The organism is Allobosea sp. RIT-PG3_2, assembly GCF_057321085.1.
The window spans coordinates 90,771-113,465 of the sequence record NZ_JBXWCA010000011.1 but is presented as its reverse complement, the minus strand read 5'-3'; the positions used below and the strand labels follow the sequence as shown (position 1 = coordinate 113,465).

At 66.9% G+C, this 22,695-nt stretch carries 22 protein-coding genes; 19 read left to right on the top strand and 3 right to left on the bottom strand.

From position 1 onward, the window contains the following. The first annotated feature begins 5 nt into the window (after window positions 1–5). Entirely contained in the window at window positions 6–2,525 is a 2,520-nt protein-coding gene (gene ligD / locus AC2FAN_RS24360; protein ID WP_485176684.1) for a DNA ligase D, read from the top strand. Here the strand turns inward: ligD and AC2FAN_RS24355 are convergent. After that, window positions 2,512–2,910 carry a winged helix-turn-helix transcriptional regulator gene (locus tag AC2FAN_RS24355; RefSeq protein WP_265050947.1) on the bottom strand — a complete coding sequence of 133 codons (399 nt, stop codon included), beginning with the start codon at window positions 2,908–2,910 and terminating at the stop codon, window positions 2,512–2,514. The two genes, ligD and AC2FAN_RS24355, sit on opposite strands and share 14 nt — an antisense overlap. A gap of 124 nt (window positions 2,911–3,034) precedes the next feature. On the opposite strand from AC2FAN_RS24355, the gene AC2FAN_RS24350 reads away from it, so the two are divergent. Then, entirely contained in the window at window positions 3,035–3,646 is a 612-nt protein-coding gene (locus AC2FAN_RS24350; protein ID WP_485176683.1) for an NAD(P)-dependent oxidoreductase, read from the top strand. Window positions 3,647–3,726: 80 nt separating this feature from the next. On the opposite strand, the gene AC2FAN_RS24345 is transcribed toward AC2FAN_RS24350, so the two are convergent. Further along, entirely contained in the window at window positions 3,727–4,077 is a 351-nt protein-coding gene (locus AC2FAN_RS24345) for an Atu4866 domain-containing protein (protein ID WP_485176682.1), read from the bottom strand. A gap of 314 nt (window positions 4,078–4,391) precedes the next feature. After that, window positions 4,392–6,545 (bottom strand): methyl-accepting chemotaxis protein, encoded by a 2,154-nt coding sequence (locus AC2FAN_RS24340; RefSeq protein ID WP_485176681.1) that lies wholly within the window; start codon window positions 6,543–6,545, stop codon window positions 4,392–4,394. Window positions 6,546–6,921: 376 nt separating this feature from the next. On the opposite strand from AC2FAN_RS24340, the gene hslV reads away from it, so the two are divergent. From hslV to lnt, 17 genes are all read left to right on the top strand, one after another. Beyond that, a complete protein-coding gene (gene hslV / locus AC2FAN_RS24335) occupies window positions 6,922–7,491 on the top strand; it encodes an ATP-dependent protease subunit HslV (RefSeq protein ID WP_485176680.1) in 570 nt (189 codons plus the stop codon). Beyond that, window positions 7,488–8,549: a hypothetical protein gene (locus AC2FAN_RS24330; protein WP_476805984.1), complete on the top strand. Its 1,062-nt coding sequence runs from the start codon at window positions 7,488–7,490 to the stop codon at window positions 8,547–8,549. Before hslV ends, AC2FAN_RS24330 begins: the two co-directional genes overlap by 4 nt. A 31-nt stretch (window positions 8,550–8,580) precedes the next feature. Continuing rightward, window positions 8,581–9,891 (top strand): ATP-dependent protease ATPase subunit HslU, encoded by a 1,311-nt coding sequence (hslU, locus tag AC2FAN_RS24325; protein WP_265050951.1) that lies wholly within the window; start codon window positions 8,581–8,583, stop codon window positions 9,889–9,891. 76 nt (window positions 9,892–9,967) lie between these two features. Further along, window positions 9,968–10,228, top strand: coding sequence for a ribbon-helix-helix domain-containing protein (locus AC2FAN_RS24320; protein WP_485176679.1), 261 nt, complete (start codon window positions 9,968–9,970; stop codon window positions 10,226–10,228). Then, window positions 10,225–10,539, top strand: coding sequence for a type II toxin-antitoxin system RelE/ParE family toxin (locus tag AC2FAN_RS24315; protein ID WP_485176678.1), 315 nt, complete (start codon window positions 10,225–10,227; stop codon window positions 10,537–10,539). Before AC2FAN_RS24320 ends, AC2FAN_RS24315 begins: the two co-directional genes overlap by 4 nt. A gap of 15 nt (window positions 10,540–10,554) precedes the next feature. Continuing rightward, window positions 10,555–12,117 (top strand): murein biosynthesis integral membrane protein MurJ, encoded by a 1,563-nt coding sequence (gene murJ, locus AC2FAN_RS24310; protein ID WP_485176677.1) that lies wholly within the window; start codon window positions 10,555–10,557, stop codon window positions 12,115–12,117. 47 nt (window positions 12,118–12,164) lie between these two features. After that, a complete protein-coding gene (gene trpS / locus AC2FAN_RS24305) occupies window positions 12,165–13,211 on the top strand; it encodes a tryptophan--tRNA ligase (RefSeq protein WP_485176676.1) in 1,047 nt (348 codons plus the stop codon). Between the two features lie 86 nt (window positions 13,212–13,297). Continuing rightward, complete coding sequence (locus tag AC2FAN_RS24300; protein WP_265050956.1) at window positions 13,298–13,792, top strand: universal stress protein; 495 nt, start codon at window positions 13,298–13,300, stop codon at window positions 13,790–13,792. A gap of 109 nt (window positions 13,793–13,901) precedes the next feature. Beyond that, complete coding sequence (locus tag AC2FAN_RS24295; RefSeq protein WP_265050957.1) at window positions 13,902–14,462, top strand: NifU family protein; 561 nt, start codon at window positions 13,902–13,904, stop codon at window positions 14,460–14,462. A 57-nt stretch (window positions 14,463–14,519) separates the two neighbouring features. Continuing rightward, window positions 14,520–15,203 carry a tRNA (adenosine(37)-N6)-threonylcarbamoyltransferase complex dimerization subunit type 1 TsaB gene (gene tsaB / locus AC2FAN_RS24290; RefSeq protein ID WP_265050958.1) on the top strand — a complete coding sequence of 228 codons (684 nt, stop codon included), beginning with the start codon at window positions 14,520–14,522 and terminating at the stop codon, window positions 15,201–15,203. 53 nt (window positions 15,204–15,256) lie between these two features. Continuing rightward, on the top strand, window positions 15,257–15,751 hold the full coding sequence (locus AC2FAN_RS24285) for a GNAT family N-acetyltransferase (RefSeq protein WP_265050959.1): 495 nt from the start codon (window positions 15,257–15,259) through the stop codon (window positions 15,749–15,751). Window positions 15,752–15,833: 82 nt separating this feature from the next. After that, a complete protein-coding gene (locus tag AC2FAN_RS24280) occupies window positions 15,834–16,634 on the top strand; it encodes a lysophospholipid acyltransferase family protein (protein WP_265050960.1) in 801 nt (266 codons plus the stop codon). 104 nt (window positions 16,635–16,738) lie between these two features. Beyond that, window positions 16,739–18,109, top strand: coding sequence for a tRNA (N6-isopentenyl adenosine(37)-C2)-methylthiotransferase MiaB (miaB, locus tag AC2FAN_RS24275; protein WP_485176675.1), 1,371 nt, complete (start codon window positions 16,739–16,741; stop codon window positions 18,107–18,109). Between the two features lie 195 nt (window positions 18,110–18,304). Next, window positions 18,305–19,423, top strand: coding sequence for a PhoH family protein (locus AC2FAN_RS24270; protein WP_265054951.1), 1,119 nt, complete (start codon window positions 18,305–18,307; stop codon window positions 19,421–19,423). After that, window positions 19,420–20,001 carry an rRNA maturation RNase YbeY gene (ybeY, locus tag AC2FAN_RS24265; protein ID WP_485176673.1) on the top strand — a complete coding sequence of 194 codons (582 nt, stop codon included), beginning with the start codon at window positions 19,420–19,422 and terminating at the stop codon, window positions 19,999–20,001. Before AC2FAN_RS24270 ends, ybeY begins: the two co-directional genes overlap by 4 nt. Next, on the top strand, window positions 19,998–20,987 hold the full coding sequence (locus AC2FAN_RS24260) for a hemolysin family protein (protein ID WP_485176672.1): 990 nt from the start codon (window positions 19,998–20,000) through the stop codon (window positions 20,985–20,987). The genes ybeY and AC2FAN_RS24260 overlap by 4 nt, the downstream gene beginning before the upstream one ends. Continuing rightward, a complete protein-coding gene (gene lnt, locus AC2FAN_RS24255) occupies window positions 20,987–22,579 on the top strand; it encodes an apolipoprotein N-acyltransferase (protein WP_485176671.1) in 1,593 nt (530 codons plus the stop codon). The genes AC2FAN_RS24260 and lnt overlap by 1 nt, the downstream gene beginning before the upstream one ends. The last annotated feature ends 116 nt before the right edge of the window (window positions 22,580–22,695 follow it).

The window sequence follows — 22,695 nt, the reverse complement described above, 5'->3', positions numbered from 1 at the left end:
GGCCGATGTCCACGCTCGATCTCTACCGCTCCAAACGCGATTTCACGCGCACGCGCGAGCCCAAAGGCACCGGCAAGGGAAAGAAGGGGGCAGCTGCGCAGGGCGGTGCCTTCGTCGTCCAGAAGCACGCAGCCCGGCGCCTCCATTACGATTTCAGGCTCGAATACGCCGGCGTGCTCTGGTCCTGGGCGGTGACGCGGGGCCCGAGTCTCGACCCGGACGAGAAGCGGCTTGCCGTCCATGTCGAGGACCACCCACTGGAGTACGGCAGCTTCGAAGGCACGATTCCGGCCGGCCAATATGGCGGCGGATCGGTGATCGTGTGGGACGAGGGCCGCTGGTTGCCGGAGGGTGACCCGGCGGCGGGCATGAAGAAGGGGCACCTCGTCTTCACGCTGGAAGGCCATAAGCTCCATGGCCGCTGGCATCTCGTGCGGCTGAAGCCCCGGCGTGGAGAGAAGCGGGACAACTGGCTGCTGATCAAATCCGAGGACGAGTTTGCCAGGACCGACGAGGATATTCTCGAAACGCAGCCGGATTCAGTGAAGTCCGGCGTTTCGGTCGAAGCCATCGGCAGCGATGCGGAAAAGGGCGGCGTCTGGGATACGACGAAGCCTGCGAAACGTGTCGCAGCAGCAGCGAAACCGGCCAGCAAGGCGCGTCGGAAAAGCGATGACGGCGAACTGCCGCCCTTCATCGATCCCTGTCTCGCAACGCTGCAGGAAAAGCCGCCCGCCGGCGAGAATTGGCTGCATGAGGTCAAGTTCGACGGCTATCGCTTGCAGGCGCGTATCGACCATGGCGCCGTCAAGCTGCTGACCCGCTCAGGCCTCGACTGGACCCCGCGTTTCGGCAAGGGGCTCGTCGCGGCGCTGGCGGCCCTGCCCTGCGACGAGGCGCTGATCGATGGCGAATTGGTAGCGCTCGCCGAAAGCGGCATTTCTTCTTTCTCGGCCCTGCAGGAGGCGTTGTCCGAAGGCCGCAGCGCCGGCCTCGTTTATTTCGCCTTCGATCTGCTCCATCTCGACGGTGAAGATCTGCGCAGCGAGCCGCTTCTGGCCCGCAAGGAGCGGCTGAAGCATCTGCTGCAGGGTGCGCCCGCCGAAAGTCTGGTGCGCTACAGCGAGCATTTCGTCGAACCGGGACAGACCATGCTGAACCATGCCTGCCGCATGGGGCTCGAGGGTGTCATATCGAAGCGTGCGGACGCACCCTATCGCAGCGGGCGCGGTCGCGACTGGATCAAGTCGAAATGCACCCAGCGCCAGGAATTCGTGATAGCCGGCTATGTCCCGTCCCGGGCCTCGCCACGCAAGCTCGGCTCGATCGTCACGGGCTACCACGAGGATGGCGAACTGAAGCCCGCTGGCCGCGTCGGCACCGGCTTTACCGTAAAATCGGCCGCAGTGCTGAAGGCGAAGCTCGATGCGATCGCGAGCGATGCGTCGTCCTTCTCGGGCGCCGCCGCGCGGGAGCGAGGTGTCGTCTGGGTGAAGCCGGAATTGGTTGCGGAAGTCGAATTTCGGGCCTGGACCGCCTCGAAGACCCTGCGGCACGCTTCATTCATGGGGTTGCGCGAGGACAAGCCGGCTGGCGAGATCGTCGCCGAAGTGCCGGTTAAACCGGCCGCGGAGACGAAAGCGAAAAAGGCGGGATCGGCTGCCGAAAAGGCGCCGCCTGTGAAGACGACGGTGAAGCTGTCGAGCCCCGACAAGCCGCTCTGGCCGGATATCGGCTTCACCAAGCAGGATCTGCTCGCCTATTACGCCAAGGTCTGGCCGCTGATGCAGCGCTTCGTCGTCGGCCGGCCCTTGAGCCTGGTGCGGGCGCCGAATGGCATCGAGGGCCACCGCTTCTTCCAGAAGCATGCCGGCCCGGGGATGCACGAGGCCGTCAAGCGCCGGAAGGACAAGGATGGCGAGGAGCTGATCTATATCGAGGATTTCGACGGGCTCGCTGCGCTCGTCCAGCTGGGGACGGTCGAAATCCATGTCTGGGGCGCGGCGATGGAGGCCGTCGAAACGCCCGATCAGGTCATCTTCGATCTCGATCCCGATACGGGCGTGCCGCTCGAACGGGTGCGCGACGCGGCGATGACGATCAGACGTCATCTCGAGGAGTTCGGCTTCGAGAGCTTCCTGAAGGTTTCCGGCGGCAAGGGCTTCCATGTCGTGCTGCCGCTGAAGCCGAAGGCCGGCTGGGATCGCGTCAAGGATTTCGCCCGCGACTTCGCCAAGGCGATGGAGCACGCCGAACCGAAGCTCTACACCGCGACGCTCTCGAAGAAGGCGCGGCGTGGCCGCATCTTCATCGATTATCTGCGCAATGGGCGCGGCGCGACCGCGATCGCCCCTTATTCCACTCGCGCAAGGCCGGGCGCAACGGTTGCGATGCCCGTGCCCTGGGAGGAGATCGGCGCCCTGAAGCCCGACGCCTTCACGGCGCCGGAAACCATCCGCGGTGATATGCCGGAGGATCTCTGGAACGGGTTCTTCGCCGCTGCCAAGCCGCTCACCGGCGACTGAGCGCCGGCGTTGCTGCAGGCGGCGTCAGGCCGCGGTCGTAAAGCTGCTGCGCGGCTTCGACCTCGCCGATATGGCTCTCGGCCCAGAGCGTGAGCTGGTTTACCGTCTGCGCCAGGGTGCGGCCGAGCTCGGTGAGCGAGTATTCGACGGTGACGGGCACGGTCGCGAATACTTCGCGCCGGACCAGCCCGTCGCGCTCCAGGCTTTTCAATGTCTGCGACAGCATCTTCTGCGAGATGTTCTCGATGCGCCGCCGCAATGCGTTGAAGCGCAGCGTGCCGCCATCGAGCGATATCAGGATTAGTACCGCCCAGGTATCGCCGATGCGGTCGAGCACGCGCCGTGTCGGGCAGAGCGCCTGGAAAGGGTCGGGGCGTTTCAGCATGGCGGTTTCCGGCAGGTGACCATGTCGCGTGAAAGTGCCTTCTTTACGGGGCCACACAGCGTGATCAGATAGGTTCCATTGGGATGCAGGTATCTTCTGGATACTAACATAAGGAACCCCTGTCATGAAAGTTGCCTTGATCGGAGCCAGCGGCTTCATCGGCTCGCGCCTGCTGGCCGAGCTCGCATTTCGCGGTCACGCCGTCACCGCGATCGTCCGCAATCCCGAAAAGGTTTCGGCCCTCCAAGGCGTCACGGCGGTGAAGGGCGATGTCTTCGACAAGGAGGGGCTGACAAAGCTCCTCGCCGGCCACGACGCGGTGATCAGCGCCGTGCATTTCACCGCCAGCGATCCGCAGGCCCTGCTCGCAGCAGTCAGGCAGTCGGGCGTGAAGCGTTATCTCGTCGTCGGTGGCGCCGGCAGCCTCGAGGTCGCGCCGGGCGTCAAGCTGTTCGACACGCCCGAATTCCCGGCGATCTACCTCGACGAAGCGAAGAAGGGTGGTGCCTTCCTCGACCTGCTGAAACAGGAACAGGCGCTCGACTGGACCTTCCTCTCGCCTTCGGCCCTGATCCAGCCGGGCGAGCGAACCGGCAAGTTCCGGCTCGGAGCCGACCGGCTCCTCGTCGACGACAAGGGCAATAGCGCGATCTCGGCGGAGGATTACGCGATCGCCCTCGTCGACGAGCTGGAAAAGCCGGCTCATAGCCGCCGGCGTTTCACCGTCGGTTACTGACTGGCTCTCTGATCTGCGCCGGAAACAATAAGGGCCATGCCACCGATTGGAGGCATGGCCCTTCTGCATTCAATGACGGGTCACGCCCTGCGGAAGCGCTTCTCGCCGATGCTGAGCGTGCCGCGCTTCAATTTGCCGAGCGCGACCCAGCCGGTTTCGCCCTCGAAATAGAGCTTCGAGCGGTCGACGGCATAGCGGCCGCGATGCTGGCCACCCGCGGCCGGCTTCTCTTTTTGGAACTGCCCGTCGGGCCGGAGGTCGATGAGGATCGCCCCGTCCTCCGTCGTCCAGGTGCCGATGGCGGCCTGTTCGAAGGGGCTGGGGCCATTCGTCTCGATGAAATCGATTTCGAGCGGGCGTACGGAACGGCTGCTCGGCGTGAAGCCCGAGGCGAGCTGGCCGAGAGCCTGAAGAACCTGGCTGAATGGCATGGTTCGTCTCCCTGTTGTGGTGACGGCTGAAACCGCTTGTCGCAGACATCCCCGTCGGGATCTGTCAGCAAGCGGTTTGGCATCCGCCGCTTCCGGGGAAGCGGCATGACGATCGTCACGGATCTGTTTGCGATGGCGGCGTCGTGAGGGGGCATGAAGCCCCGGCGCCTCTCGCACAGATAGGTCGATATCGGCCCGGCACAAGGCGCGGTCATGCAAAAATCTGATCGCCTGAAAGAAAACGGCGCCCTTTCAGGGCGCCGCATGGTGTCGGGATGGATCGGCCGCGTGGTCTGCGGCCGGGCTCTGCCGTCTCAGAACTCTTCCCATCCGGCATCCTGGGCGCGTCCGTTGGCGACCTTGCGCGGGGCGGGGGTGGCCTTGGACTGGGCGAAGGCGGCCTCGGCGAGCTGGCGCAGGCGCTCGGGCTCGGCTGCGGCCGGAGCCCGGGCGGATGCCGCCGGGGACGCTGCCGCAACCGCGACCGGTCGGGCCGGGGCCCGAGCCGGCGCCACGGTTTTCAGGGCGCGCGCCGCGGAGGAGGCGGCCATGACCGGCTGCGGATAGCCGCTCTGGCCGACCGCCTCGCGGCCGGTGCGGAAGGCCGCGACCAGCTCGTTGAGCTGGCCGATCCGGCCGGTCAGCGCATTGGCGGAGGCCGCGCTCTCCTCGGCCAGCGCCGCGTTCTGCTGGGTCATCTCGTCGAGATGCGCCACCGCCTGGCTCATCTCGTCGATGCCGTTGGCCTGCTCGCCCGAAGCGGCCGAGATGTCGGCGATCGTCGCCGCCACCTTCTGCGAGGCGGCGAGGATGCGCGCGAGCTGGTCGCCGGCCTGGCGCACCAGCTTCACGCCCTCGCCGACCTCGGTGTTCGAGGAGGAGATCAGCCCGGAGATGTCCTTGGCCGCCTCGCCCGAGCGCTGCGCCAGGGTGCGCACCTCGGAGGCGACGACGGCGAAGCCCTTGCCGGCCTCGCCGGCGCGGGCCGCCTCGACCGCCGCGTTGAGCGCCAGCAGGTTGGTCTGGAAGGCGATGTCGTCGATCACCCGGATGATGTCGGAGATCTTCTGCGAGGCGCTCTCGATGCGGGCCATGGCATCGACAGCCTGGCCGGCGATGGCGCCGCCGGACTGGGCGGCCTGCATGGCCTCGTCGGCGATGCGGGCGGCATCCTTCGAGGCCTGGGCCGAGGCCTTGACCGAGGCTGCGAGCTCCTCGGTGGTGGCGGCGGTCTGCTCGAGCGAGGAGGCCTGCTCCTCGGTGCGCTTCGACAGGTCGTCGGCGCCCATGTTGATCTCGCGTGCGGCCAGCCCGACATCGGCCGAGGTGGTCTGGATCGTCGCGACCGTGGCCGAGAGCCGGTCGACCGTCTCGTTGATGGCGCCCTTGAGATCGGCGAAGCGGCCGCGATAGGCGGTCTCGACCCGGTTGGTCAGATCCCCGCCCGCAATCGCCGACAAAGCCTGCGCAAACTCCGTCGTCGCAGAATCAACAACTATGTTGATCTCGTTGATGCCGGCCACCAGCCGCTTCATCTGCTCGTCGGCATCCTCGATCTGCAGCCGGGCCGAGAAGTCGCCTGCCGCCGCGGCGGCCACGACCTCGCCGACATCCGACACCACGGCCTCCATCGACTGGGCACGCGCCAGACGCGCCGCGGCTGCGGCGCGCTCCTGTTCCTGCAGCAGGGCGACCTGTTCGGTGCTCTGGCGCAGCACCGAGACGGCGCGCGCCATCGCGCCGATCTCGTCGGGACGATTGGCATGAGGGACGTCGACGCGGGTATCGCCGGCGGTCAGCTTCTCCATGACCTTGCTGAGGTCGAGGATCGGCCGCGTGATCGAGCGCTGGGCGAAGATGAGGGCGACGCCGACGGAGACCAGCAGGGTCGCCAGCAGCACGATGGGCAGGACCCACTGGACCTGGCGGGTAAAGGCGGTCGCCTCGTCGCCGACGAGGATGCCGGCTTTCTCGGTGGCCTGGCTGAAGGTGATGAGCACGTCGTTCAGCGCCTTGCGATTGGCGCGGTTCTGATCGTTGTTGCCCTGGGCGTTGGCGGCCTCGGGCGAGACGGCGCGTGCGAGGCGAACGGTTTCGCTGCGGAAGGTGACGAAGTCCTCGACCGCCTTGCCGATCTGCCCGACGGTTTCGCGCTGCTCGGTCGGCGCGATCTTCTGGAGATCGGCGACGAGCTTGCGCAGTGTCGGGAAGCGATCCTCGACGCCCTTGGCGAAAGGCTCGGCCTCCTGGGGGGTCTTCGACATGTAGATGCCGCGCGCATCCATGACCACGGCCGTGACCACGCCGTTGATCCGCTGCGTCAGGAGCGCGACATTGGCCTGGATCTCGGAGCGCGTGTTCAGATCATCGGCCCTGTGCAGGCCGTAGAGACTAATGATCGCAGACAGAATGGCCCCGCCGGCGACGATGGCGAGCATGGCGAGAATCTTCAGGCGAATGGATTTCATGATAACGGTCCCAGGACAGCCTCCTGACCGGGGAAGCCGTTTCAACAAACCGACCATTCGTCATTAAGGCTAAAAACTGCTTAAAAATTCTGTCGCCGGGTGACGTAGAATTCTGGGATGACCCTTCGGCAACAGCCAAGAGAATCGTTCACAGCTAAACATTGAATAACGCAGTCGCCGGTGCAGCTTCCATGGAAGTATTCTGTTCGTCTTGAAGAGCACAGAATAAAGCCCGACGATCGAGGCCATGTCCGCATCGCCATCGGTCGCTCGATCGTGATCGAGGGCGATGTCGCGCGGCTTCCCTCTTGATAGAGCGGCCTCGCCTGAACATGTTGGCGTCTTCCGCAGTCCAGCTTTCCGGTTCCTGATCCTCATGTCCGAACACAGCAATGCCCCGGTGATGCACGCCACCACCATCCTGATGGTGCGCAAGGGCGGGCGTGTCGTCATCGGTGGCGACGGGCAGGTCTCGCTCGGCCAGACGATCATGAAGGGCAATGCCAGGAAGGTCCGCCGCCTCGCCAAGGGCGCCGTGATCGCGGGCTTTGCCGGCGCGACTGCCGATGCCTTCACCCTGTTCGAGCGTCTGGAAAGCAAGCTCGAGCAATACCCGACGCAACTGCTGCGGGCCTGCGTCGAGCTCGCCAAGGATTGGCGGACCGATCGCTATCTGCGCCGGCTGGAGGCGATGCTGCTCGTCGCCGATAAGGAGGTCTCGCTGCTGATCTCCGGGACGGGCGACGTTCTGGAGCCGGAGGCGAGCGAGCACGGCGCGGTGATGGCGATCGGCTCCGGCGGCAACTACGCGCTCTCCGCGGCGCGCGCCTTGATCGATATCGAGCCTGATGCGGAGGCGATCGTCCGCAAGGCGATGAAGATCGCGGGCGACATCTGCGTCTACACCAACCACAGCCTCGTCATAGAGACGTTGGAGTCCGCATGATCGCTCAGGAGGATATCCAGGAGGCTGTTACCCAAGGGATCATCGACCAGGCCCAGGCTGTGCGGATCGTGCATTTGGCGCGGTTGCGGCAGGTTGCGCAACCTGCCGTCGAGGCGGAGAGCGTCGATCCTGATGACGAGCATTTCCGGCTGATCGGCGGCTTCAACGACGTCTTCGTCGGCATCGGCGTAGCGCTGCTGGCCGGCGCGTTGATCGGTCTTTCGCGTGTGCTCGGCTTCGGCAATGCTTTCGCGTTGACAGCGGCGCTCGCAGCCTGGGGGCTGAGCGAGATTTTTGCACGGCGGATGAGGCTTGCGCTTCCATCGATCCTGCTTGCGGTGATGTTCGCCGGCTCTGCGGGAGTATTCGCCAGTATCCTCGGAGGACCGCAAAGCTTCAGTTCGGGGTCCTTTCGCGCCGAGAGCAGCTACTCGACTTTTGCCTTCGCAGGCTTCGGTCTGGCGGCCGCTCTGCATTACTGGCGCTTCCGGGTCTCGATCGATCCCGCCCTGGCTGCCATCGGCGCGCTTGGAGCCATAGTCGCCGCCCTGTTCATACTCGCGCCAGACTTCATGCACAGCTTTGCCAATGCTATTTTTGTTGCGGGCGGGCTGACGATCTTCGCGGTTGCGCTGAAGCTTGACATGGCCGATCCCAACCGGCGCACGCGGCATTCGGACGCCGCCCTCTGGCTTCATTTGTTGGCGGCCGGCCTGATCGTCCATCCGATTTTCCGGGCCATCGCCTTCACGGGGCGGTTAGGTTCTGCCGAAGCGGCCCTGATCCTTTGCCTGTTCGTCATTCTCGGCATCGTTGCGCTGGTAATCGACCGGCGTGCACTGCTGGTCTCGGGGCTGAGCTATGCCGGCATCGCGCTCGGTTATCTGATCACGCGCAATGTCTCTGACAGTCTGGGCCTGCCGCTCGCCTTGCTTGGACTTGCGGTCCTCGTGCTCGCGCTATCTGCGGGTTGGCGGCGCCTGCGCGGCACGATTTTGCCCCACCTACCGCTCGGCAGCCTGCGCGAGAGGTTGCCGCCGGTCGCGCTACCGCAATGATCATGCAGTTTCACCCGGATAGTCCAGCCCAATGACCAGCTTTTCTCCCCGCGAGATCGTCTCCGAGCTCGATCGCTTCATCGTCGGCCAGAGGGATGCCAAGCGCGCCGTCGCCATCGCGCTGCGCAATCGCTGGCGCCGCCAGCAGCTCGAAGGGCCGCTGCGTGAGGAGGTTTCGCCGAAGAACATCCTGATGATCGGGCCGACCGGCTGCGGCAAGACCGAGATCGCCCGCCGCCTCGCCAAGCTCGCCAACGCGCCCTTCCTCAAGGTCGAGGCCACCAAGTTCACCGAGGTCGGCTATGTCGGCCGCGACGTCGAGTCGATCGTGCGCGACCTCGTCGAGATCGCGATCGCGCTGGTGCGAGAGAGCCGGCGCAAGGACGTGCAGGCAAAAGCCCATGTCGCGGCCGAGGAACGCGTGCTCGATGCGCTGGTGGGGGCCAATTCCAGCCAGGCGACGCGCGATTCCTTCCGCCGCAAGCTGCGCGCCAACGAACTCGACGAAAAGGAGATCGAGGTCGAGGTGGCGGCAGGCAGTGGCTCTGCCACGCCGATGTTCGAATTGCCGGGGATGCCGGGCGCCTCGATCGGCGCGATCAATCTCGGCGACATGTTCGGCAAGGCCTTTGGCCAGAAGGGCAAGCCGAAGCGCATGCAGGTCAAGGACGCCTACCAGCCGCTGCTGGCCGAGGAGAGCGACAAGCTGATCGACCAGGAGGCGATCATCCAGGCGGCGATCCGCGAGGTTGAGAACAACGGCATCGTCTTCCTCGACGAGATCGACAAGATCTGCGCCCGCGAGGGCAAGGGCGGCGCCGATGTCTCCCGCGAAGGCGTGCAGCGCGACCTGCTGCCGCTGATCGAGGGCACCACCGTCGCGACCAAGCATGGCGCGGTGAAGAGCGACCACATCCTCTTCATCGCCTCGGGCGCCTTCCACGTCTCGCGTCCCTCCGACCTGCTGCCGGAATTGCAGGGCCGCCTGCCGATCCGCGTCGAGCTCAACCCGCTCGACATCGAGGATTTCAAGCGCATCCTGACCGAGACCGAGGCGAGCCTGATCAAGCAGTCGGTCGCGCTGATGGCGACCGAGGAGGTGACGGTCGAGTTCAAGCCCGACGCCATCGACGCCATCGCCCGCATCGCGGTGGAGGTGAACTCCACGGTCGAGAACATCGGCGCGCGGCGTCTCCAGACCGTGATCGAGCGCATTCTCGACGACGTCTCCTTCACCGCGCCGGACCGCTCGGGCGAGACCGTCGTCATCGATGCGGCCTATGTCGAGATGCGCATCGGCGATCTCGCGAAGAACGCCGATCTGAGCCGGTTCATCCTCTGAAGCAGCGGAAGCCGTCTCCGGCTGTCATAGCTTCTGTCTTCAGGATTGTGTATCTTGAAGACAGAAGGAGGAAGCCATGGCCCGCACGACGACAATGACGGTCCGAATCGGCAGCGCGCTTGGCGATTTCGTGGCCCGCAATGTCGGCGAGGACGGCGTTTATGAGAATGTCAGTGAATATGTCCGGGATCTGATTCGGCGTGACAAGGAGCGTGTCGAGCAGGAGGCGTTCGAGCGGCTCAAGGCCGAGTTGACTCATGCCTTCTCCGCTCCCGACGAATCCTATCGCGCGCTGACGGCGGTCGAGGTGATCGCACGCAACAAGGCCTCGGCGTGACGGCCATCCGCGTCCAGGAAGCGGCATCGCGGCGACTGGACGAGATCTATCTCCATACGCGGGATGCCTTCGGGGCCGGCCAGGCCGAACGCTACATCGAAGGCCTGTTCGAAGCTTTCGAGAGGATCGAATCGCACGCCGTTCTGTCGCGGCCCATTCCAGCGGAATTCGGCGTCGACGGCTTCTTCTTTCGTTACGAGCGCCATGTCGTTTACTGGCGCAGGCTGGCGAACGGCGATATCGGCATCGTGACCATCTTGCATGCGCGGATGCACCAAATCAGTCGCTTCCTTGAGGATTTGGGGCTGTGACCGGGGAATGTGGCTTTGACCGCCTCCGACGCTGAGCCCTCCCGTCTTGCCCGCGATTCGGCCGTCGTCGGTGCCGCCACGGTCGCGTCGCGTCTGCTCGGCTTCGCTCGCGATGTGCTGATCGCCCGCCTGCTCGGTGGCGGTCCTGTGGCGGACGCCTATCTGGCCGCGCTGCGCCTGCCCAATCTCGTCCGCCGCGTGTTGGGCGAGGGCGGGCTCAACGCACCTTTCGTGCCGCTCTATCTCGGCATCGCCCGCGAGCGCGGGCCGGAGGAGGCGCGCCGCTTCGCCGCCGAGGCGACCGGCAACCTCGCCTTCCTGCTTCTGCTGCTGGTCGCGGTGGGGGAACTCTTCGCGCCCTGGCTGGTGCTGGGCCTCGCCGGCGGCTTTGCCGAGGAGCCGGCGACGCTGGCCTTCGCCGCGTATTACACCCGGCTGATGCTGCCTTTCCTGCTGCTGACCACCTTGGCGTCGCTGCTGGCTGCGCTGCTCAATGCCGAGAAGCGCTTCGCCGTGGCGGCGCTGGCGCCGGCGCTGATGAATGCGATCCTGCTGGCCCTGCTGCTCGGGCTGCATCTCAACGGCACGCCGCCGGAGAGCGCGGCGCGATGGCTCGCCATCTGCGTCAGCCTGACCGGCCTCGCGCATCTCGGCATGATCCTGCTGGCGCTGCGCGGCCTCGGCCTGCCGCGCCCGGTGCTGCGCTGGTCGCCCGACATGACGCGCCTTCTGCGCACCGGCGGCGCGACTTTGCTCGCGGCCTCCGCCGCGCAGCTCGTGCTGCTGGTCGCGACGCAGATTGCCTCTACCGAGCCGGGCGCCGTCGCCGCGCTCTACTATGCCGATCGCGTCTTCCAGCTCCCGCTCGGCTTCGTCGGCGTGGCGATGGGAACGGTCGTGCTGTCGGACATGGCGAGCGCAGCCGGGCGGGACGGGCCGGACGTGATGCTGGGGCACTCGCTGGCGCTGGGCCTGGCGCTCGCCTTGCCGGCCGGTACCGCCCTCGTCGCGCTGGCCGATCCGATCGTCTCCGTGCTGTTCGAGCATGGCCGCTTCGGGGTTGCCGATCGCGAACGGACGGCCGCGGCGCTCGCTGCGTTCGGCTACGGTTTGCCCTTCGCCATTGCTGCCAAGGTCTTCGGCCAGGTCTATTTCGCCCGGCACCTGCCGCGCTTGCCGCTGCTTTCGGGCTGCCTCGCGGTGCTGGTGGCGGCGCTGGCCGGTTTCGGGCTGGCCGATGGCAGCAATGCCGCGCAGATGGCGGCTTTCGCCGCGACGCTGGCTTTCGCCGTGCAGGCCACGATGCTCGGTGTCATGCTGATTCGGGACGGCATCTGGCGGCCGAGCGCGAGCAATCTGCGGCCCATCGTCGCCAGCCTTCTTGCGAGCACGATCATGCTGGGCACGCTGCCGCTGTTGCTGAGGGCGCTGGCGCCGTCGCTCGCCCTCGATCAGCCGATCCTGCAGCGTGTCGGCGCGCTGGCGCTGCTCTGCCTCGGGGGACTCTTCGTCTATGGCGGCACCGGCTGGGTGCTCGGCGCCTTCGGCGCTCTCCCCTTGCGCAAGCGGCGGGCTTGAGCCAGAAGCGCCGCTTCCTTCCTCCATCGTGACGACGGAGTGCCCCCATGTTGGGTTTTCATCAGCGCGTTTTTTCAGGCATGCAGCCGACCTCGACGCTGCATCTCGGCAACTATCTCGGCGCGCTGACCAACTGGGTGGCGATGCAGAAGACGCATGAGTGCATCTATTGCGTCGTCGACATGCACGCGATCACGATGTGGCAGGATCCGGCCGATCTGAAGCGCGCGATCCGCGAGGTCACGGCCGCCTATATCGCGGCGGGTGTCGATCCCAAGTCGAGCATTATCTTCAACCAGAGCCAGGTGCCGGGCCACGCCGAGCTTGCCTGGGTGTTCAACTGCGTCGCGCGCCTCGGCTGGCTGAACCGCATGACCCAGTTCAAGGAGAAGGCCGGCAAGGACCGCGAGAACGCCTCGGTGGGCCTGTATGCCTATCCGAACCTGATGGCGGCCGACATCCTGCTCTACAAGGCGACGCATGTGCCGGTGGGCGAGGACCAGAAGCAGCATCTCGAGCTGACCCGCGACATCGCCCAGAAGTTCAACAACGACTTCGGCCCGCAGATTGCCGAGCTCGGCCTTGGCACCGGGGAGCTCGGTTTCTTCCCGCTGCCCGAGCCGATGATCCAGGGGCCGGCGCCGCGCGTGATGAGCCTGCGCGACGGCACCAAGAAGATGTCGAAATCCGACGCCTCGGACTATTCGCGCATCAATCTGACGGATGATGCCGAGACCATCGCCCAGAAGATCCGCAAGGCGAAGACCGATCCCGATGCGCTGCCTTCCGAGGAGAAGGGGCTGGAGGGGCGGCCCGAAGCGGAGAATCTCGTCGGCATCTATGCCGGGCTCTCGGGCGCGACGAAAAGCGCGGTGCTCAAGCAGTTCGGCGGCGGCCAGTTCTCGGGATTCAAGGCGGCGCTGGTCGATCTCGCGGTCGAGAAGCTCGCGCCGATCGCCGGCGAGATGCGCCGCCTTCTGGCCGAGCCCAAGCATATCGACGCCATCCTCGGCGAGGGCGCGGCCCGCGCCGACGTCATCGCCGCGCCGATCATGCGCGAGGTCAAGGACATCGTCGGCTTCGTGCGCGGCTGAAGGCAGGGCTTTAGGGGCGGGCTTGCGCCGGGGGGCCGGCGCGGGCCACCATGGCGCTCCCTCAGGCGGCGGCAGGGGATAGTTTCATGGTCAAGAGACGGCGGTCCTACGAGACGGGCCATCGCCCCAAATTCCTCGCGGTGGTCGACGACAGCGAGGAATGCGCCAAGGCGATTCGCTTCGCCGCGCGTCGCTGCGCCCGCGTCGGCGCTGCGATCGTTCTGCTCGCCGTCGCCCCGCCGCCCGAGCACGAGACCTGGCTCGGTGTCGGAGACGTGATGCGGGCGGAAGCCGAGGCCGAAGCCGAAAAGCGACTCGACACGGCCGCAGCCGCGGTGCGGACGCTCGCCGGCCTGGAGCCGGAGCGGATCGTGCGCACCGGCGACAAGGCCGGCGAGCTGGTCAAGCTGATCGAGGAGGACGAGGATATCTCGCTCCTGGTGCTGGCTGCAGGCACCGGGCGCGACGGTCCGGGGCCGCTGGTCAGCGCTCTTGCCGGAAAATCGTCGGCGAGCTTCCCGATTCCGGTGGCCATCGTGCCCGGTCATCTGGAGGATGAGGAGATCGACGCGCTCGCCTGAGGCGGGCGCGACGACGCTTCACGCGCTTGTCGCTGGAATGATTCCAGCCCTCGGCCTATATCGGAGCCAGGAACGGCGACCTTGAATCGCCGGTACCGGAGATTGAGCCATGTTCATCCAGACCGAAGCCACGCCGAACCCGGCGACCCTCAAATTTCTTCCCGGCCGTGCCGTCATGCCTGACGGCACGCTCGATCTGCGCGATTCCGCCGACGCCGAGCGCTCCCCGCTGGCCCAGCGCCTGTTTGGCGTTTCCGGCGTTTCCGGCGTCTTCCTCGGCTCCGATTTCATCACCGTGACGAAGTCGGATGGAGAATGGCCGCATCTGAAGCCGGCCATTCTCGGCGCGATCATGGAACACTTCATGTCCGGCGCGCCGGTGCTGGCCGACGGCTCGGCCGCCGACATCATCGAGGAGGGCGAGTTCTTCGCCCCCGAGGATGCCCAGACTGTCGAGACCATCAAGGACCTGCTGGAGACCCGCATCCGCCCGGCCGTGGCCGGAGATGGCGGCGACATCACCTTCCGCGGCTATCGCGACGGCACGGTCTATCTGGCCATGAAGGGCTCCTGCTCGGGTTGCCCGTCCTCGACGGCGACGCTGAAGCACGGCATCCAGAACCTGCTGCGCCACTTCCTGCCGGATGTGCGCGAGGTCGAGGCCGTTTGAGCGGGCGTGACCTCTATCAAGTGACGACAAGCCGGGCTTTCGCGGAATGAAGATCTGATGCGCATTCTCGCGATCGACACGGCGCTTGGGGCCTGCTCCGCCTGCGTGCTCGAAGCCGGTGTTGCCGAGCCGCTGGCGCAGGAACAGCTTCTCATGGACCGCGGCCATGCCGAGGCGCTGATGCCGCTGGTCGAGCGGGTGATGAAGGCGGTCGAGGGCGGCTTTTCCTCGCTCGGGCGCGTCGCCGTCACCGTTGGGCCCGGCAGCTATACCGGCCTGCGCGTCGGCGTCAGCGCGGCGCGGGCGATCGCCTTCGCCGCCGGCATACCGGCCGTCGGCGTCACGACCGTCGCTGCCTGCGCGGCCCCGCTGATCGGGCGTGAATCCGGCCGCGTCATCGCGGCCGCCCTCGATGCCAGGCATGGGCAGGTCTGGTTCCAGGCGCTGACCTCCGAAGGCAAGCCGCTCGTCTCGCTCCGGCAGGTCAGCTACCGCGACGCGGCGCGCGCCATCGGCGCCGGCCCGGTCAGCCTCGTCGGTTCTTCGGCGCTCGCCGTCGCCAACGAGGCCTGGGCGATCGGCCTCGATGCGGTCGTCATCGACGATGCGAAGGCGCCCGATATCGCCTGGGTGGCGCGGCTCGGCCTGATCGCCGACCCGGAGAGCGCGCCGCCGCGCCCGCTTTACCTGAAGGCGCCGGAGACGACGCCGCAGGACAAAGCCCGCCTGCCGCGCCGGTGAGCTCATCCTCCAAATGGTGGTTGACCCTGCGTCAGCCCATGCGAACAAGCGGCATGGATTGGCTGCGCAAACTCCTGCACCCTGATTCGGCGCCTGCGCGCACGATGCGGCTCGACGCCGGTCACGCACGGCAGGTCGCGATCCTGCATCATCAGGGCGGTTTCGCCCGCGGCTGGGAGCCGGCCGAATGCGCCGCGTTGATCGCTGATGCCGGCGTCGCCACCGACGGCGTCTTCGGCAAGGGGGCCGAGCCCACCGGCTTCGTCATGTCCCGCAAGGCGGCCGACGAGGCGGAGATCCTGAGCATCGTGGTCGCATCGGCGCGGCGCGGTGACGGTCTCGGCCGCGCCCTGCTCTCGGCGCATCTCGCCAGGCTGGCGGAGGACGGCGTCGCGCACGTCTTTCTCGAGGTCGAGGAAGGCAATCTGCCGGCCGAGCGGCTTTACCGGCATTTCGGTTTCCGCGAGGTCGGCCGCCGCAAGGGCTACTATCCCAAGGCCGATGGCAGCCGCGCGACGGCGATCGCGATGCGGCTCGATCTCGCGTGACATCGCCGCGCAATCGCGGCATTGACCGCGTTCCGAGCCCGCTTGAGACGCCAGCCTTGCCGATGACCGGACCCGCCTGCGCATGAAGGGACTACGCGTCGGCGCGCTCGCTCGCCTGGCCCTGCTGGTGAGTGCCACGATGGGGCTCGTTTTGCTCCAGCTCGTGGTCATGCGCGTCCTGCCGAGCAGGCGCGGCGTCCTGCCGCTGCGCTTTCACCGCCTGGTCTGCTGGTGTCTCGGAGTTCGCCGCCATGTCAGGGGCACGCCGCCTCCGGCCGGGACCGGCGCGCTCATCGTCGCCAATCACGTCTCCTGGCTCGATATCGGCGTCATCGGGGCCGAGCGGCAGCTCGCCTTCGTCGCCAAGAGCGAGGTCGCCGGCTGGCCGGTGGTCGGTTTCCTCGCCGACCTCCAGCGCACCCTCTACATCGACCGGCAGCGTCGCGGCGCCACGGCCGGCGTCGCCGCCACCATGGGCGCGCGCATCGCGGCCGGCGAGGAGGTGGTGCTCTTCGCCGAGGGCACGACGGGCGATGGCACGCGCGTCCTGCCTTTCCGCTCCTCGCTGCTTGGCGCCGCGCATCAGGCGATGGGCGATGCGGCTGAGGATGTCACGGTCTATCCGCTGGCCATCACCTATACCGGCTGGCAGGGCCTGCCGGGCGGGCGGATCGAGCGTGCCGCGCTCGCCTGGTATGGCGATACCGAGCTCTGGCCGCATCTGAAGCTGATTCTGGAATGCGGGGCCGTCGATGTCGAGCTGGTCTGGGGCCAGCCCATCGTGATGGGCCACGCCACATCCCGCAAGCAGGCGACGCGGCTGGCGCAAGAAGCGGTGCGCGCGGCGCGGCGCGCGGCGGTGACGGGACGGCCCGCTGCCTGAACCTGCTGGCGCGGGGCTTGCCTGTCATGCCGCCATGGGGCGAGGCCGTTCCCAACGCCTCCGATCCGCAGTAAGAAAATGCTTTGGAGTCCTGACTCGCGACGATGAAGAAAGTCCACATCAAGTCCTTCGGCTGCCAGATGAACGTCTATGACGGGCAGCGCATGGCCGACATCCTGAGCCATCAGGGCTATGAGGAAACGGCGACGCCGGAAGGCGCGGACCTGATCCTGCTCAACACCTGCCATATCCGCGACCGCGCCGTGCAGAAGGTCTACACCGAGCTCGGAAAGCTGCGCGACATCAAGAAGGCGCAGCAGGCGGACGGCCAGGAGACCAGGATCGTGGTCGCCGGCTGCGTCGCCCAGGCCGAGGGCGGCGAGATCCAGCGGCGCCAGCCCGCCGTCGATCTCGTGGTCGGGCCGCAGGCCTATCACCGCCTGCCGGAGCTGCTGGCCGAGGCCGGCAGGAAGCGGGTCGTCGATACCGAGCTGCCGATCGAGGACAAGTTCGGTTTCCTGCCGGCTCCCAAGCCGCAGGCCATCCGCTCGCGCGGCGTCTCCGCCTTCGTCACGGTCCAGGAAGGCTGCGACAAGTTCTGCGCCTTCTGTGTCGTGCCCTATACGCGCGGCGCCGAGTTCTCGCGCCCGGTCGGGCAGATCCTGGCCGAGGTCGAGCGTCTGGCGCAGGCCGGCGTGCGCGACGTCACCCTGATCGGCCAGAACGTCAACGCCTTCCATGGCGAGGGACCGGACGGAGCGGTCTGGGGCCTCGCCCGGCTGATGCGGCGCGTCGCCGAGGTGCCGGGCATCGCCCGCATCCGCTACGCCACCAGCCATCCGCGTGACATGGACGACGACCTCATCGCCACCCATCGCGATCTGGCCGAGGCGATGCCCTTCCTGCATCTGCCGGTGCAGGCGGGTTCGGATCGCATCCTGGCGGCGATGAACCGCAAGCATACCGGCGACGATTATCGCCGCCTGATCGAGCGCATCCGCAAGGCGCGGCCCGACATTGCCCTCTCGTCCGATTTCATCGTCGGCTTCCCGGGTGAGACCGATGCCGATTTCGAGGACACGATCCGGCTCGTCGACGAGATCGGCTTCGCCTCGAGCTATTCGTTCAAGTATTCCTCGCGCCCGGGCACGCCGGCGGGCGATCTGGAGCACCAGATTCCGCGCGCCGTGATGGACGAGCGCCTCTATCGGCTGCAGGCTCGCATCGAGCACCATCGCCAGGCCTTCAACGCCGCGATGGTCGGACGGACTGTGGATGTCCTGCTGGAGCGTGTGGGCCGCCACCCCGGACAGCTTGCCGGAAAGTCGCCCTATCTGCAGGCTGTGCAGATCGAGAGCGATGCGAATCAGATCGGCGACATCGTGCGGGTGACGATCGAACGGGCGGGTTCCAATTCGCTGTTCGGCCGTCTGGCGGAGGCGGAAGTTGCAGGCGGAAAGGACATGGCCGCTTGAGCCAGCCAAGGTCCATGCCCATCTGCTCTGGATTGGAGACGGCCTGTCATCAGGCTGAGATCGTTGCGTTCGGTTATGCTGCGAGACGACCCGGTCGGGCGCTCCTGCCCGGCTGGAACCGGCGCCAGGGAGGCGACGCATTTGGCACAGGCTGATTCGACGACGCAAAGACCGGACAGGACCCCACGGCGCGACGTGCCGCCAGCTCGCCCAGAGGGCGCGGGCAGGGACGGGCTGCCGGCGACCGAGGTGGTGCTGTCCTTCGACGACAACCGCCTCGCCAGCCTCGTCTTCGGCCAATACGATCAGAACCTCGCTCATCTCGAGCGGCGGCTCGGCGTCGTGGTCAATCCCAACGGCAACCATGTCACCGTGAAGGGTCCGCGCGAGACGGCCGAGCAGGCCGGGCGCGTCCTGAAGACGCTCTATGCCCGCGCAAAGGCGGGCGCTTCCGTGACCTTGGGAGAAGTCGACGGCGCGATCGAGGAGAGCAACACCCAGCGCTCGCTCTTCCCGGCCGCCGATGTCGGCAAGGCCTCCTTCGATGCCGTGATCACCCGCAAGCGCGGGCCGGTCAGGGCGCGCAATGCGGCGCAGGACGCCTATCTGCGCCAGCTCAAGCGCCATGAGCTCGTCCTCGCCGAAGGGCCGGCGGGCACCGGCAAGACCTGGCTTGCCGTGGGGCACGCGGTCTCGCTGATCGAGCAGGGCGTGGTCGAGCGCATGGTCCTGTCCCGACCGGCGGTGGAGGCGGGCGAGCGGCTCGGCTTCCTGCCCGGCGACATGCGCGAGAAGGTCGATCCGTATCTGCGGCCGATCTACGATGCGCTCAACGATTTCATGGAGGCGCGACATGTCGAGCGCGGCCTGCAGACCGGCATGATCGAGATCGCGCCGCTCGCCTTCATGCGCGGCCGCACGTTGAGCAACGCCGTCGTGCTGCTCGACGAGGCCCAGAACGCCACCTCGATGCAGATGAAGATGTTCCTCACCCGCCTGGGCGAGGGTTCGCGCATGATCATCACCGGCGATCCCTCGCAGATCGACCTGCCGCCGGGCCAGCGCTCCGGCCTCGTCGAGGCGGTGAAGCTGCTCAAGGATGTCGACGGCGTCGGCTATGCCCGTTTCGAGGAAGGCGATGTCGTCAGGCATGAGCTGGTGCGACGCATCGTGATGGCTTATGAGACCGCGTCGCGCCATGAGCGCGCGGAGCGGGAAGAGCGCTTGCGCAATCCCGATGCGCCCGCGGATCTCCACCGCGAAGGCGAGACTGAAGGGTTGAAGCGGATGTTGGCGCGGGAGCGGCCGCGATGAACGATCGACCTCGCGGGCGGCGCTCGGCGCCGCGACCCGCGAAGATATCTCTCGATCTCGATCTGAGAGCCCAGTCGCGCCGCTGGCAATCGCTGGGCAACCTTGCGAGCCTGCGCGAGATGGTCACCGAAGCGCTCGCGGCGGGCCTCGCCGTGGCGCCGCGCAAGCCGCTGACCGGTGCGGAACTCAGCCTCCTGCTCACCGACGACCGGCGCATCCGGATCGTCAACCGCGACTGGCGCGGCTTCGACAAGGCGACGAACGTGCTCTCCTTCCCCGCCGCCCCGCCGGAGCGGATCGCCGCGAGCCCCCTGCTCGGCGACATCGTCATCGCCTACGAGACGGTGGCGCATGAGGCGCAGGCCGAGGGCAAGGACATCGCCGACCATCTGCGCCATCTCGTCATCCATGGCCTGCTGCATCTGCTCGGCGAGGACCATGAGACGGAGGCCGAAGCGCTCCGCATGGAAGCGCTCGAGGTCGAGGCGCTCGCCAGCCTCGGTATCGCCGACCCCTATGCCGATGGCGAGCTTCTCGCCGCGCCGGCCCCTTCTTCCGCACAGTCCCCGCAGCCATGAGCGACGATAGTCGACAATTCCAGTCCGATACCAATGGCCGTGGCTTCGGCCATTGGCTCGGCCAGTTCCTCGAGCGTCTCGGCCTGCGCGCCGGCGGCACCGCCCGCGAGGAGATCGTCGAGGCCCTGGCCGAGGAGAACGGCGAGCTCGCCGATATTTCCGCCCAGGAGCGCGCGATGCTCAGCAACGTGCTGAGCCTGCGCGAGCGCCGCGTCAGCGACGTCATGATCCCGCGCGCCGATATCGTCGCCGTGCCGGGGGATGCGACGCTCGACGAGCTGCTCGCGCATTTCCGGACGGCCGGCCATTCACGCCTGCCGGTCTTCGACGATACGCTCGACGATCCCCGCGGCATGGTCCACATCCGCGATTTCCTCGAATACATCGCCGAGAAGGCCCGCCCCGGCGAGAACGGGCCGCAGGAAGAAACCGGCAAGCTCGCCGTGCCGCATGATCTCGCGGTGGTGAATCTCGCGACGCCTCTCTCGGCGACCGAGCTGCTGAGGCCGGTGCTCTATGTGCCGCCCTCGATGCCGGCGATCGATCTGCTCGTCCGGATGCAGGCGACGCGGACCCATATCGCGCTGGTCATCGACGAATATGGCGGAACCGATGGCCTCGTCTCCATCGAGGACCTGATCGAGATCGTCGTCGGCAATATCGAGGACGAGCATGATCTCGAGGAAACGCCGATCGCGCCGGCCGGCGAGGGCAGCTTCACCGCCGATGCCCGCGCGACGCTCGACGAGCTCAAGCGCGCGACCGGGGTCGATCTCTCGCAGAACGAGGTCGCCGACGACATCGATACGCTGGGCGGGCTGATCGTGACCTTGGCAGGCCGCGTGCCGGCGCAGGGCGAGATCGTCGAGGGACCAGAGGGGCTGACCTTCGAAATCCTGGATTCCGACCAGCGCCGGGTGAAGCGCCTGACGATCCATCGCCGCAACCAGACGGCTCCTGAAGAAACGGCGATGGAGCCAGGCTGATGCATATGGCGCGGCTTGCGGAGGCCGTCATTCTCGCTTGGGGATGGCGCAAGCGCCTCGTCGCGCTTCTCGCAGGCGCCAGCGGCGCACTGGCCTTGCCGCCGCTCGATCTCTGGCCCCTGATCGTCGTCCCGATGACGGTCGCGGTCTGGCTCGTCGACGGTGCTGTCGGCACCAGCGCATGGCGGCGTTTCCGGGCCGCCTTCGCCGCGGGCTGGTGGTGGGGCTTCGGCTTCTTCCTCGCGGGGCTGTGGTGGCTCGGCGCCGCCTTCCTCGTCGAGGCCGACAAGTTCGCCTGGGCGATGCCGCTCGGCGTCGTCGCGCTCCCTGCCTTCCTGGCTATCTTCCCGGCACTGGGCTTCGGCCTCGCCCGCCTGTTCTGGCCGGAAGGCGCCCGGCGTATCCTCGTGCTCGCGGCCGCGCTGGCGCTGACCGAGTGGTCGCGCGGGCATGTGCTCACCGGCTTCCCCTGGAACCTCTACGGCATGATGCTGGCGGGGGAGATTCATCTCGCCCAGTTCGCGTCGCTGACGGGGCTCTACGGGCTCACCCTGCTTGCCGTGGCGATCGGTGCCGCGCCGGCAGTGATCGGCACGGCCGGGACGCCGGCTGGTCGCTGGACGGCTCCACTCATGGCGCTGGCAACCCTCGGTGGCTTGTTCGCCTTCGGTCTGTGGCGCGTCCCGTCCAGCCCCTCGCCGGTCGTCGCCGGTGTGAAGCTCAGGCTGATGCAGCCGAACCTGCCGCAGGATGCCAAATTCAACGGCCACAACGGCGAGGCCATCCTCAACCAGTACCTGGCCCTGAGCGATCGCGCGACCAGCCCGACGACGCTAGGGCTGCAATCCGTCACGCATCTGATATGGCCGGAATCCGCCTTTCCTTTCCTGCTGGGCCGCTCGCCGGGAGCGCTCTCGCGGATCGCCGCCGTGCTCCCACCCGACGTGACCTTGATCACCGGCGCGGCGAGGGCGGGCGAGATGCTGCCGGGAGAAAGCAGTCCGCCGATCTACAACGCGATCCAGGTCGTCAATGACGAGGGCGTCATCGTCGCGAGCTACGACAAGGTCCATCTCGTGCCGTTCGGCGAATATCTGCCGCCGTTCCTAGACACGCTGATCCGCCGCGTCGGCCTTTCCGAATTCGTTTCCGTTCCCGGCGGGTTCGCGGCGGGTGCGAGCCGAGCGTCTCTCGCGGTCAAGGGATTGCCCATGGCAGCGCCGCTGATCTGCTATGAGGTCGTCTTTCCGGGTGAAGTCGCTTCGCGCGGTCCCCGCGCCGGCTTCTTCCTGAATCTCACCAATGATGGCTGGTTCGGCCAGACCAGCGGCCCCTACCAGCATTTCGCCCAGGCGCGGATGCGCAGCATCGAGGAGGGGTTGCCGCTCGTCCGGGTCGCGAATACCGGCATCTCCGGCGTCGTCGACGCCTATGGCCGCGTCATCGCGAGCCTGCCTCTGGGCATGGAGGGCGTGTTGGATTCCCAGCTTCCACGTAGCGGGCCGATCACGCCCTATGCGCGGGCCGGGGATGCGATTTTTGCGGGCATGTTGCTTATTTTTATAGCATTTTCCCGCTTCAAAAACGCCTGATCATCCCATTTGGAACAAATTTTGCGAGAAAGAGTAGACCGTCCGCGGAGCCTATAATACACCACGAGTTCCATGCCGACCAGGATGGCGGCTCCTGGTCATGACAACTGACGCAA